The organism is Pseudomonas sp. GD04158 (genome assembly GCF_029834875.1).
GTDB lineage: Bacteria > Pseudomonadota > Gammaproteobacteria > Pseudomonadales > Pseudomonadaceae > Aquipseudomonas > Aquipseudomonas hydrolytica.
The window spans coordinates 1-12,340 of sequence record NZ_JAODYT010000042.1; the positions used below are offsets into that span (position 1 = coordinate 1).

Annotated in this window: 11 protein-coding genes and 1 pseudogene; 2 read left to right on the top strand and 10 right to left on the bottom strand. The window is 67.2% G+C overall.

What is annotated here, in order from left to right; genetic code table 11:
* A pseudogene (locus tag N7333_RS15800) lies at window positions 1-208 on the top strand (hypothetical protein); the annotation flags it as partial.
* Here N7333_RS15800 and N7333_RS15805 read toward each other — a convergent pair.
* The 6 genes from N7333_RS15805 to N7333_RS15830 all read right to left on the bottom strand — a co-directional run bounded on the left by N7333_RS15805 (window position 202) and on the right by N7333_RS15830 (window position 6,956).
* The gene (locus N7333_RS15805) at window positions 202-972 is read right to left on the bottom strand and encodes a DUF4824 family protein (RefSeq protein WP_129481959.1); all 771 of its coding nucleotides are present in this window, start codon (window positions 970-972) and stop codon (window positions 202-204) included. The pseudogene N7333_RS15800 and the gene N7333_RS15805 overlap by 7 nt on opposite strands.
* Window positions 969-2,033: a DUF2157 domain-containing protein gene (locus N7333_RS15810; RefSeq protein WP_129481960.1), complete on the bottom strand. Its 1,065-nt coding sequence runs from the start codon at window positions 2,031-2,033 to the stop codon at window positions 969-971. The genes N7333_RS15805 and N7333_RS15810 overlap by 4 nt, the downstream gene beginning before the upstream one ends.
* A gap of 63 nt (window positions 2,034-2,096) precedes the next feature.
* Window positions 2,097-2,528: a thioesterase family protein gene (locus tag N7333_RS15815; RefSeq protein WP_129481961.1), complete on the bottom strand. Its 432-nt coding sequence runs from the start codon at window positions 2,526-2,528 to the stop codon at window positions 2,097-2,099.
* Window positions 2,529-2,625: 97 nt separating this feature from the next.
* Window positions 2,626-3,789: an iron-containing alcohol dehydrogenase gene (locus N7333_RS15820; RefSeq protein ID WP_129481962.1), complete on the bottom strand. Its 1,164-nt coding sequence runs from the start codon at window positions 3,787-3,789 to the stop codon at window positions 2,626-2,628.
* A 138-nt stretch (window positions 3,790-3,927) separates the two neighbouring features.
* Window positions 3,928-5,718: an acyl-CoA dehydrogenase C-terminal domain-containing protein gene (locus N7333_RS15825; RefSeq protein ID WP_129481963.1), complete on the bottom strand. Its 1,791-nt coding sequence runs from the start codon at window positions 5,716-5,718 to the stop codon at window positions 3,928-3,930.
* Window positions 5,715-6,956 (bottom strand): 3-hydroxyacyl-CoA dehydrogenase, encoded by a 1,242-nt coding sequence (locus N7333_RS15830; RefSeq protein WP_129481964.1) that lies wholly within the window; start codon window positions 6,954-6,956, stop codon window positions 5,715-5,717. The genes N7333_RS15825 and N7333_RS15830 overlap by 4 nt, the downstream gene beginning before the upstream one ends.
* A gap of 98 nt (window positions 6,957-7,054) precedes the next feature.
* Between N7333_RS15830 and N7333_RS15835 the strand changes: the two genes are divergently transcribed.
* Window positions 7,055-7,951, top strand: coding sequence for a LysR family transcriptional regulator (locus N7333_RS15835; RefSeq protein WP_129481965.1), 897 nt, complete (start codon window positions 7,055-7,057; stop codon window positions 7,949-7,951).
* A 23-nt stretch (window positions 7,952-7,974) separates the two neighbouring features.
* On the opposite strand, the gene N7333_RS15840 is transcribed toward N7333_RS15835, so the two are convergent.
* The 4 genes from N7333_RS15840 to N7333_RS15855 all read right to left on the bottom strand — a co-directional run bounded on the left by N7333_RS15840 (window position 7,975) and on the right by N7333_RS15855 (window position 12,228).
* On the bottom strand, window positions 7,975-9,267 hold the full coding sequence (locus N7333_RS15840; RefSeq protein WP_129481966.1) for an MFS transporter: 1,293 nt from the start codon (window positions 9,265-9,267) through the stop codon (window positions 7,975-7,977).
* 1 nt (window position 9,268) lies between these two features.
* Window positions 9,269-10,189, bottom strand: a complete 921-nt coding sequence (locus N7333_RS15845; RefSeq protein WP_096827628.1) for an aldo/keto reductase — start codon at window positions 10,187-10,189, stop codon at window positions 9,269-9,271.
* Window positions 10,190-10,428: 239 nt separating this feature from the next.
* Complete coding sequence (locus N7333_RS15850; RefSeq protein WP_004373193.1) at window positions 10,429-10,596, bottom strand: hypothetical protein; 168 nt, start codon at window positions 10,594-10,596, stop codon at window positions 10,429-10,431.
* A 144-nt stretch (window positions 10,597-10,740) separates the two neighbouring features.
* Complete coding sequence (locus N7333_RS15855; protein WP_129481967.1) at window positions 10,741-12,228, bottom strand: NAD(P)/FAD-dependent oxidoreductase; 1,488 nt, start codon at window positions 12,226-12,228, stop codon at window positions 10,741-10,743.
* Between the last annotated feature and the right edge of the window lie 112 nt (window positions 12,229-12,340).

Here is a 12,340-nt window from a genome sequence, read left to right on the forward strand (position 1 = left end):
AGCAGGCGGCAACGTGATCGGTCAGCAGGTTGGCGGCAACACCGGCGGCGTGGTGGGTGCAGCAGTCGGTGGCGGCGCCGGCGGCGCGTTGGGCAACCACATGGGTAACGCCAGCTATCGGGATGATCGTCGCGGCTATCGCGAAGTGCATCACCACCACTATCACGGCAAGAAGAAGCACAAGAAGCACTGGCATCGTCATCACTGACGGATGCTGAGCACCCAGGGTTCATGACGACGACCGAAGGCGACTTCGACCTGCGCCTTGAACCCTGATTGCTCGTAGCTACGCTCCCAGCCACGCGCCAGCTCGCGGTAGGCATGGGGCACGCTGAGGCGATCGTTTTCCAGGCGAATGCTCGCGCCATAGCCGGCCTCCGCGCCGTGACGATAGGGCTCCATGCGCCCGACCAGCACGACCTGACGCTGCCGATCCGGCCAGCGCTGGCGCAGCACCTCGGCATCCACCCCCGCATCCACCAGAATCAGACGACTGGCCTGCTGTTGCTCATGCAACAGGCGACGCCGGTGTTCGTCGCGCTCCTGCTGCAACACCTCGCTTTCGGGCCGGGCCCGCAGTTCGGCCTCAGCTGCCTCCAGCGCCTGGCGCGCCTGTTCGACCTGACGCCGATGAACGGGGCCGTCGAGCTCCAGCACCAGCCAGACCTCGCGGGCCGGTTGCCGGCCCCAGGCCTGCTCGTCGGTGCCAGCGGCGAAACCCAGCTCGCGCAGCTTGGCCTCGTCCAGCCAGGGCAGTTGCCAGCCCTCCCCCGCATGCCGCCAGCTCAGCTGCAGGCGCAACACCCCATCGTCCTGCTCACGCAACCAGCCACCGTAGACGCGCTGCAGCTCGCGCTCGCTGAGCAGCAGCTGCGCCTCGGGCGCGCCGCTGCGGTTGTACCAGACGCCGCCCAGCGCCACTGCGTTGCTCAGCAGCACCACGCCGAGCCCCAGCCACAGGGCGCGCTTCATTGCACACCGCCCGGCACGCTACGCCGCCAGCGTTGCAGCATCACCAGCAACAGCACGGCGATCAGCCCGAGCAGGAGGAAGAACAGGTAGCGCGGCAGCAGTTGCCACCACCAGTCGAACAGCTTGGCGAAGAGCATGATCAATGCGAAGACCAGACCGGTATTGACCACCTCGCCCCAGCCGCGGCGAATGCCGAGCCACAGGGTCAGCCCGGCGAGCACGAAACCGAGGGTCTGGTAGAAGGCCTCGATCCAGCCGGTCGGCCAGGCGAGGTAGCTGCCGCTGCCCCAGTAAGACAGCACCAGCACCGGCCCGAGCAGGTAGAGCAGTCCCATCACCCGATAGCAGGCGGCGAAACCCGCATGGCGCCGCTGATCGAGCCATTGCGGCACCAGCATCAGCGCCGCCAGCGGCATGAACAGCTCCGGCCGCTCGCCCAGCGTCCACCAGTGCCAGCCGGCCCAGTCGCCAAGGCGCGCGGCGACGAACAGGCCGAAGCACAGCAGCGCCACCACCAGCAGCAGGCGCTGACGACACTGGTAGGCCAACAGCAGGGCCAGCGCCGCCCAGGGCAGCAGCGCCTTGTCCGAGGGGGTGATATTGAAGATCTGCCCGAGCATCGACAGGTTCAGCACGAAGCAGACGAACGCCAGCACGGCCGCCAGCTTGGCGTAGTAGCCCGAGCTGTCGCGGGCCTGCAGCCAGAAGCAGAGCAGCAGGCTGCCCAGGCTGCTACCAAGCAGGATGGCGACCTGAGCGGGCACGTCGAACAGCCCCCAGAACTGGTAGAACAGGAAGAACAGTCCGGCCGCCAGTGCCAGCGCGCCGAACAGCGAGGCCAGGCGCATGCCCAGCGACAGCTGGCGCGCGCGGGCATCGGCGTCGATGTCCAGGGTCTGCCGGTAGTGCGTCAGCAACTGGCGATGATGGGCGGCGACCGCCTGTTCCTGCGCTTCGCTCAGTTGCAGCACCTGCTCGCGGCGTAGCTCGTCCAGCTCCTCACGGAAGGCGGTGATGCGAGCGGCGCGCTGCTGCGCCTGCTCACGTTCGGGATCGGACATGGACACTACCTGGCAGATGACTGCGCACAGCCTAGCAGGCTGCTCGACCCAGGCGAACCCGCATTAGGCCAGCAGGCGTTCCAGCACTGCGCGCAGGGCCGGCGGAATCGACACCGGCCGATTGCTTTGTCTATCCACGAACACGTGGACGAAACGCCCGGCGGCGCAGGCCTGCTCCTCGCCGGCCCTGAAGATCGCCAGCTCGTACTGCACCGAGCTGTTGCCCAGCTTGCCGACGCGCAGGCCCACCTCGATGGCATCGGGGAAGGCGATGGAGGCGAAGTAGTCGCAAGCCGAGCTGACCACGAAGCCGACCACCTCGCCGGCATGGATATCCAGGCCGCCCGCGGCGATCAGGTAGGCATTCACCGCGCTGTCGAAGTAGCTGTAGTAGGTCACGTTGTTGACGTGGCCGTAGATATCGTTGTCGTGCCAACGTGTGGTGATCGGCTGGAAGTGGCGGTAGTCGCCACGCAGATGTTGGGGTTGGCTCATCAAGGGTCCTTGGGGTGGCTTCGGTGCGCGCGGCGCACCCTACGGCGAAATAACGCCGAGCGTAGGGTGCGCCGTGCGCACCAATGGCAATCTGGTTTCAATAAGCAGCCTGGTAAATGGCCAGCGCCTGCTGCTCGTTCATCTCGCGCGGATTGTTCACCAGCAGGCGCTGCTGCAGCATGGCGTCCGCCGCCAGCGTGGGCAACATGACCTCGCTCACTCCGGCATCGCGCAACCGGGTCGGCAGGCCGCTGCGCTGACTGAAGCCGGCCAGAGCCTCGATCAATTGCTCGGTCTGCGCCGCCGCACTGCCGGCCCGCAACTGTTCGCCCAATACCAATGGCGCCAGCTCGGCATACAGCGGCGCAGCCGCTGGTGCGTTGAACGCCAGCACCTGCGGCAGCACCAGGGCATTGGACAGCCCGTGGGGAATGTGGAAATGCCCGCCCAGCGGGTAGGCCAGCGCATGCACCGCCGCCACCGGGGCGTTGGCGAAAGCCTGCCCGGCCAGGCAGGCGCCGAGCAGCATGGCCTGGCGCGCCTCGCGGTTGCTGCCGTTGCGCACCACCTCATCGAGATTGGCCGCCAGCAGACGCAGGGCTTCGCGCGCCAGCAGATCGGAAAGCGGGTTCTTCTTCAGCGCGCTGGTGTAGGCCTCGATGGCATGCACCATGGCGTCGATGCCGGTGGCGGCGGTGACCGCAGGCGGCAGGCCGAGGGTCAGGTCGGCGTCGAGCAGGGCCAGATCCGGCAGCAGCAGCGGCGAAACCACGCCCATCTTGGTGGTCTCGCCGGTGGTGACGATGGCGATAGGCGTCACCTCGGAGCCGGTGCCGGCGGTGGTCGGCACCTGGATCAGCGGCAGGCGCCGGCCGCGGGCATTGCCCACGCCGTAAATCTCGCTCAGCGCCTGGCCACAGTCGGGATGCGCCAGCAAGGCCACCAGCTTGGCCACGTCCATCGAGCTGCCGCCGCCGAAGCCGACCACCAGCTCCGCCTGCAGCTCGCGGGCCTGGGCCACGGCGGCCAGCACCACGGCCTCGGGCGGATCGGCCAGCACCTGGTCGAACACCTGCACGCCCATGCCGGCGCGGGCGAAGCCCGGCAGCAGGGGTTCCAGCAGGCCCAGGCGGGTGATGCCGGGATCGGTGACGATCAGCACGCGCTGTGCGCCGCGCTCGCGGCACAGTTCGGCCAGACGCAGGCTGGCGCCGGATTCGCAGAGGATCTGCGCGGTGGTGGCGAAGCTGAAGGGATGCATGGGGTGCTCCTCTTGTTGTAGCCCGGATGCAATCCGGGGTTGATCGTGCAATCGGTGGCAGATGGTGCGCACAGCGCACCCTACGTACGAGGCGCACCCTGAAGACGCAGGGTGCGCCGCGCGCACCCATAACCCGCGCTAGAACGCGAAACTGTCCTCATCCATGGCCATCAGGCACTGCGCGCCGCCCAGCAGGGCTTCGCGGTGCGCACTGGCGCGCGGCAGCACGCGGCGCAGGTAGAACTCGGCACTGTGCAGCTTGGCCTGGTAGAACGCCGCCTCGCCGCTCTCTGCCTCGAGCGCATCCTGCGCCCGCGCCGCGGCCTGCAGCCAGAAACCGGCGAGCAGCACATAGGCCGAGTACTGGAGGAAATCCACCGAAGTGGCGCCAATCTCCTGCGGGTCGCGCTGGCAGGCGGCGAGCACTTCCGTGCTCAGCTCACGCCATTCGCCAAGACGCACCTGCACGACGGTCGCCATTTCCTTCAGCGCCGGGCGCGTGGCCTGGGCATCGCACAGCGCGCTAAATTCGGCCTGCAGTGCGGACAACTCCGCACCACCGTCGCCCAGCAGCTTGCGCCGGATATAGTCCAGCGCCTGGATGCCGTTGGTGCCTTCGTACAGCTGGGTGATGCGGCTGTCGCGCATCAGTTGCTCCATGCCCCACTCGCGGATGAAGCCATGCCCGCCATAGACCTGCACGCCATGGCTGGCCACTTCCTGGCCCATGTCGGTGAAGAACGCCTTGACGATGGGAATCAGCAGCGCCGCGCGCTTGCCGGCCGCCTTGCGTGCCTCGGCCGACTCGGCGCCGTGCTCCAGGTCGAGCTGGCGCGCGGTGTAGGCGGCGAGCATGCGGCTGCCCTCGACCAGGGTCTTCTGCGTCAGCAGCATGCGCCGCACATCGGGGTGAACGATGATCGGATCGGCCGCCTTGTCCGGCGCCTGCACACCCGCCAGGCCACGCGACTGCAGGCGCTCACGGGCATAACGCAGCGCGCCCTGAAAGGCCGCCTCGCCTATCCCCAAGCCCTGCAAGCCAACCTGAAAGCGCGCGTCATTCATCATGGTAAACATGCAGGCCAGGCCCTGGTTGGCTTCGCCCACCAACCAACCGGTGGCGCCGTCGAAGTTCATCACGCAGGTGGAGGCACCCTTGATGCCCATCTTGTGCTCGATAGCGCCACACGACAGCGTGTTGCGTTCACCCGGTGTGCCGTCGGCGGCAGCGATAAATTTCGGCACCAGCAGCAGCGAAATGCCCTTCACGCCAGCAGGCGCATCCGGCAGGCGCGCCAGCACCAGATGGATGATGTTTTCGGAGATGTCCTGTTCGCCGCCGCTGATAAAGATCTTGCTGCCACTGACCTTGTAGCTGCCATCGGCCTGCGGCTCGGCGCGGGTGCGCAGCAGGGCCAGGTCGGTGCCGGCCTGCGGTTCGGTGAGGCACATGGTGCCGGTCCACTGGCCGCTGACCAGCTTGCCCAGGTACTGCTGCTTGAGCGTTTCGCTGCCGTGCTTGTGCAGTGCCAGCACGGCGCCCTCGGTCAGCCCGGAGTAGACGCGGAAGGACAGCGACGCGCCCATCAGCATTTCGTGGAAGGCGAAGGCCACCAGCTGCGGGAAGCCCTGGCCGCCGTACTCCACCGGCCCGGTCATGCTCGCCCAGCCGTTGTCCACGTACTGCCGGTAGGCCTCGGCAAAGCCCCTGGGCGTGCTGACCTGGCCATTCTCCAGACGGCAGCCCTCTTCGTCGCTGTTGCGATTGAGCGGCGCGACCTCGCCCGCGGCGAAAGCCGCCGCCTCTTCCATCACGCCGTCGATCAGCTCGCGATCCAGGCCGTTGCCCAGGCGCTCGCAGTGGCCGGCGGCGTCGAACAGTTCGTGCAGCACGAAGCGCATATCGCGCAATGGCGCCTGATAGCTCATACCCGGCCCTCCTGTACGTCGGCAAATTGCTTGTTCTCCGCGGCCAGGCGCTCGATCAGCGCCGCCGGCTGCCAGTGCGCGCCGAAACGCTCGGTCAGTTGCAGCAGGCGCCGATGAATCGCCGCGACACCCTCGCCGTCGGCCCAGCTCATCGGCCCGCCACGCTCGGCGGGAAAGCCGTAGCCGTTCAGATACACCAGATCGATGTCGCGGCTGTTGGCGGCGATGTTCTCCTCGAGAATCTTCGCCCCCTCGTTGACCAGCGCCAGCAGGCAGCGCTCGAGAATCTCCTCGGTGCCGATATCGCGGCGGGTGAAGCCCAGGCGTTCGGACTCGGCCTGCACCAGCGCGTCCACCTCGGGATCGTGCTCGGCCTGGCGGCTGCCGGGTGCGTAGCGGTAATAACCCTGGCCGCTCTTCTGGCCGAAGCGACCCAGCTCGCACAGGCGGTTGTCCACCTGCACCGCCGCATCGTCCTGGCCCTGGCCGGCCAGCTCGCGGGCGCGCCATTCCAGGTCGATGCCGACCACGTCATACATGCGAAACGGCCCCATGGCGAAGCCGAAGCCCTGCAGCGCCGCATCCACCTGATGCGGCCAGGCGCCCTCGAGCAGCAGCATGCGCGCCTCGCGCACGTAGGTATGCAGCATGCGGTTGCCGATAAAGCCGTGGCAGTTGCCGGCCACCACCGCCACCTTGCCCATGCGCTCGCCCAGCTCCTGCGCGGCCTGCAGCACGGCCGGCACGGTCTTGCCGCCACGCACGATCTCCAGCAGCTTCATGATGTGCGCCGGGCTGAAGAAGTGCAGGCCCAGCACGGCTTCCGGCCGCGCGGTGACAGCGGCGATGGCGTCGATATCCAGCGCCGAGGTATTGCTGGCGAGGATGGCGCCGGGCTTCATCACCGCGTCCAGCTCGCGGAAAATGCGTTGCTTGAGCTCGAGATTCTCGTACACCGCCTCGATCACCAGATCGGCGTCGGCCAGCGCCGCGTAGCCGTCCACCGCCTCGACCCGCGCCCGCCGCGCTGCGGCCTCGGCCGCATCGATACGGCCCTTGGCGACGTTGTGCGCCCAGGTGTCCTCGGCCATCACCAGGCCCTGCTCGACCATCTGCGGGTTGTTGTCCAGCCACAGCACACGCAGGCCGGCATTGGCCAGGCTGATGACGATGCCGCGGCCCATGGTGCCGGCGCCGATCACGGCGGCACAGCGAAGCGGCGAGACGACTTGAGTCATTGTTGTTCCTCTCGAGCACCAATAGAAAAGCTTGGGTCACGATAAGCAAGCCGCTACTATTTTTGAAATTTAGTCTTGTGATACGACGTATTCAGTAGATGAATTTCACCAACTTCGACCTCAACCTGCTGCGCGTGCTCGATGCCCTGCTGCGCGAACAGAACGTCTCGCGCGCCGCCGAGCACCTGGCGCTGAGCCAGCCGGCGGTCAGCAATGCCCTGGGCCGTCTGCGCGAACTGCTCGGTGACCCACTGCTGGTGCGCGTGGGCCGGCGCATGCAACCCACCCCGCGGGCCCTGGCGCTGGAGGCGCCGATCCGCAGCGCGTTGCGTCAACTGGAGCAGAGCCTGAGCGCCGGCGAAGCCTTCGAGCCGGGCGAAAGCCGCCAGCGCTTTCGCATCGCCGTCACCGATTACGTCGAGCTGGTGTGCATGCCGCGCCTGCTCGACCGCCTCAGCCACAAGGCACCGGGCATCGGCATCGATATCCGCCACCTCAGCCCCAGCCTGCCGATGGAGGCGCTGGACAAGGGCGAGCTGGACCTGGTGCTGGGCCGTTTCGACGAGATGCCGGCGCGTTTCGCCCGCCGTCGCTGGATGAGCGAGACGCTCAAGCTGGCGGTACGCCGTGAGCATCCGCTGCTGCACCAGCGCAGCCTGGATCTGGAGACCTTCCTGCGCCTGCGCCACCTATGGGTGCACGGCGGGCAGACCCGCGGCATGGTCGATCAGTGGCTGGGCGAACAGGGCCTGTCGCGGCAGATCCTCTACACCACGCCGAACTACCTGCAGGCGGCGCACATAGTCGCCGGCAGCGAGCTGGCGGCAGTGCTGCCCACCGCCCTGGCCCGGCATTTCGCTACCCTGCTGCCGCTTGAGCTGTTCGACCTGCCATTCGCCTTGGGCCCCTTCCACCTCGAGATCGTCAGCCTGGCGCAACGTCAGCGCGACGCCGCGCTGCAGTGGCTGATCGAGGAAATCGTCGCAGTGGGGTAGGGCGGGGCCCTGCAATGGCGGTTTCACCCGCCCGACCTTTGCGCCTGGTGATCGGCGCGCCCGCCCAGGTACCAGCCGAGCACGCCCCACAGCGCGGCGCACAGCGCACCGACCATGGCCACCAGCCAGGCACCGTGGCCGAGCATGTCCAGCCCCGCCTTGGCCCAGCCGCTGAGGGCATCGCCGCCGCGGTAGACCACGGTGTCGATGAAGTTCTTCGCCTTGTACTTGCTCTCGGCATCCAGCGGCGCGAACAGCATCTCCCGCCCCGGCCGGACGAAGGCGTACTCGCCGATGCGCCGCACGATCATCAGCCCCGCCAGCATGGCGAAGGTCGGCGCCAGCGCCAGGCCGATAAAGCCCAGGCACACCAGCGCCGGCACGGCGGACAGCAGCACGCGCACGCCGAGCTTCTGCGCCACGCGGCCGGTGATGAACAGCTGCGAGGCCAGGGCGCCGGCCTGCACGATGAAATCGATCACGCCGAACACCCGTACCTGCGCGGCGCGATCCGGGAACAGTTCGGCCACCAGGCGCGCCTGCTCGAAGTAGAGGAAGGTGCTGACCGAGGTCAGCAGCAGGATGAATGCGCCGATGCCCAGCAGATAACGCGAGCCGAGCATGCGCGTCAGCCCGCTGAAGGGATTGCCCGGCACCGGCCTGCGCGGGCTCTCGCTGGGCGCCGCTCCCGGCCGCCCGGCGCCCTGGCGTTCACGCCAGGCCATCAGGTAGCGCTTGAGTGCCATGGCCGCAGCGAGCAGCACGGCGGCCATCAGCATCAGCCCGGATTCGCCGATGGTGCCGATCAACAGAGCGCTCAGCAGCGGCCCGCACAACCCGCCGACGCTGGCGCCCGCGGCGATGAAGGCGAACAGCCGGCGGGCCTGCGCACCGTCGAACACATCGGCCATCAGGCTCCAGGCCACCGAGACGACGAACAGGTTGTAGACCGAAATCCACACGTAGAACACGCGCGCCAGCCAGACGCTGTCGTGATCGAGGCGAAACAGCAGGACGAAGACCAGCAGATTGAGGCAGAAGAAGCCGTACACCCAGTCGATGAAATGGATGCGCGGCACCTTCGAGTTGAGCCAGGCCAGCAGCGGCACGGCCAGCAGCATGGCGACGAAGGTGGCGGTGAACAGCCATTGCAGGTTGTTCACCCCGCCGGTGATGCCCATCGCCTCGCGGATCGGTCGCAGCATGAAATAGCCGGAGAACAGGCAGAAGAACAGGGCGAAGCCGGCCAGCACCGCCGCCAGCTCCTGCTCCTCGGCATTGATCGCCCGCGCCAGGCGCCGGGTGAGCGCCTGCATCTCAGGCGAACAGCTCGATGATGCGCTGGCGCTGCGCCGCGTCGGGCAGGCGGCCCTGTCCGGCGAGAATGTTGTCGGCCATGTAACGCGGGTTGGAGGTGGCCGGAATCACCGCCGTCACGGCGGGGTTGGCGAGGATGAACTTGAGCATCAGCTGCGCCCAGGAATTAGCATCCAGCTCCACCGTGGCCCAATCCGGCAGCTCCTTGCCGCGCACCCGGTCGAACAGCGCCGAGCGCTGGAACGGTCGGTTGATCAGCACCGCGATGCCCTTGTCGGCGCAGTAGGGCAGCAGCTCGCGCTCGGCATTGCGCTCGCCGATGGAATAGTTGAACTGGACGAAATCCACCGGCTCCTGGCGCAACACCTCGAGCAGGCGCTCGTGGGCGGAATCCAGGTAATGCGTCACGCCGATGTAGCGCACCCTGCCCTGCTCCTTGAGCTCGCGCAGCAGGCCGAGCTGAGTGCGGGTGTCCTGCAGGTTGTGCACCTGCATCAGGTCAATGGTGTCGGTCTTGAGCGCAGCGAAGCTGGCCTGTACCTGACGCTCGCCCGCCGCGCGCCCGGAAGACGACACCTTGCTGGCCAGGAACAGCTTGCGACGCAGATCGTTTTCGGCGGCAAGGGCACCGCACACCGCCTCGGCACGGCCGTAGCTGGGCGCGGTATCGACCAGGCTGGCGCCACCGTTGACCAGCTCGCGCAGCACGTCGCGCAGGGGCTCCAACGCCTCGTCCGTCATGGCCACGTCGTGCGTGCGCGAGGTCCCCAGCCCGATGACCGGCAGGGGCTCGCCACTGCTGGGAATGGTGCGCGTCATCAGCGTGCTGGAGGCCAGGGCGGATGATGGCAACCAGGGGGCCAGGGCGGCTAACGCCGCCAGGCTGGCGCTGCCGTGAAGGAATCGACGACGGCTGGGCATGGCGTGGCTCCTCTTGTCTGCAACCGGTTCGTTATAGGCACAGACCGCACCCGGACCAAGGCGTTACATCGACTTCGATCAGTGATTCGCCCAGGCAGGCGCAGCGTGGAAAACGGCCACAGCCCCGAAAGGACGGGAGCGAGAGGAAAGATGACGATGGCTACCGAGGCAACATGCGGTAACCAAAAACACCGCTGCGCCAGGGCGGGATGGGCGGCGCAGCGGTCGGGAAAGCGAGATCAGGCGGCGCGCGATGGCGACTCGCTGATCAGCATGCCGTGGGACACCAGATAGCAACGGCTGCCGTTGCGCAGCGTCATGGGGCTGCGGCTGGCGATGACCCAACCTTTGCTCAGCAACTGCTCGATATGTGCACGCAGTGCGGGTAGATGGCGCTGTTCCTTCATGGCCGACTCCTCATGTGATGGGTGACGCGGCACCCGCTGGCTCATCCGTGACACAGATCGCAAAATGGTAGTGGCGCAATGCCAGGAAAGAAAGCGGCGCGATTGTGCATTTTTTTGTAGGACATTCGCTATAGGCGGGGCGAATCAGAGCTGAGCGACCGCCGCCTGCTGCGCGGCGTGCGGCGCGGAAAACATCAGATAACCGTCGTCCACCCGGCCATAACGCAGCAGCGCCAGGTCGAGCAGGTAGTTCTGATGCAGCTTCCAGGGCGCGCGGTCGCCCTGCGCCGGCAACAGGTGCGCGGCGCGCTCGATGTAGCCCGACTGCAGATCAAGAAAGGGCTCGGGGCGCACCGTGCCTTCGCCGGCCCGCGGCGTCACCTGGCGCCTGCCGATGGCGTCCATGTGCCTGATCAGGCGGCAGAAGTACTCGCTGGAAAGATCGGCCTTGAGCGTCCAGCTGGCATTGGTGTAGCCCATCACCACTGCCAGGTTGGGCAGATCGCGCAGCATGATGCCGCGGTAGCCCATGCTTTTGGGCGCCTCGAAGGGCACGCCGTCGACCTGCACCTCGATGCCGCCGAACAGCTGCAACTGCAGGCCGGTGGCGCTGACGATCACGTCGGCAGCCAGCTCTTCGCCGTTCTTCAGGCGAATCCCCTGCGCGGTGAAACGCTCGATCTCGGCGGTGACCACCTGCGCCTTGCCCTGGCGCAGCACGCGGAACAGGTCGCCATCGGGCACCGCACAGACGCGCTGGTCCCAGGGCTTGTAGGACGGGCTGAAATGGCGCAGATCGACCCGCTCGCCCAGCTGGCGTCGCACCAGCCCCAGCAGGACGCGTCGCACCAGGTTGGGAAAACGCTTGGCCAGCTTGTAGAAGACCAGCTGCAGGGTCACGTTGCGCCCACGTGCCAGGCGATACACCCACTTCTCCGGCAACACGCGCCGCAGCGCATTGGACAGCGCATCGCGCTGCGGCAGGTTGATCACGTAGCTGGGCGAACGCTGCAGCATGGTGACCTGCGCCGCGCGTTCGGCCAGCGCCGGCACCAGGGTCACCGCCGTGGCGCCGCTGCCGATCACCAGGATGCGCTTGCCGCTGTAGTCGAAACCCTCGGGCCACAGCTGCGGATGGATGAAGGTGCCCCGGTAGTCCTCTAGCCCGGCGAACTCGGGGGTGTAGCCGGCCTCGTAGCGGTAGTAGCCGGTGCACATCATCAGGAACTGGCAGCTCATGCGCAGCGGCTCGCTGTCCTCGCCGCGCTGCACCAGCAACTGCCAGGTGGCGCTGGCGCTGCACCAGTCCGCCTTGAGTACCCTGTGCCGATAACGAATCAGGCCATCGATGCCATACTCGCGGGCGGTTTCCTCGATGTAGCGACGGATCGACGGGCCGTCGGCGATGGCCTGCGGATCGGTCCATGGCTTGAAGTTGTAGCCAAGTGTGTACATGTCCGAGTCGGAGCGGATGCCCGGATAGCGAAACAGATCCCAGGTGCCACCCATGGCCTCGCGCCCTTCGAGAAGGGCGAAACGCTTGCCCGGGCAAAGGCGCTTGAGATGGCAGGCGGCGCCTACTCCGGAGAGGCCGGCGCCGATGATCAGGACATCCAGATGTTCGACGGACATGGCGCACGCTCGCTAGGCTCGGGACGATGAGCATCACCTTAGCCCATGCACCCGTCATCCGGTCTTTAGTGCGGTTCGCCGCTCGAACGCAGCGACGGCTCAGGTAGCCGGC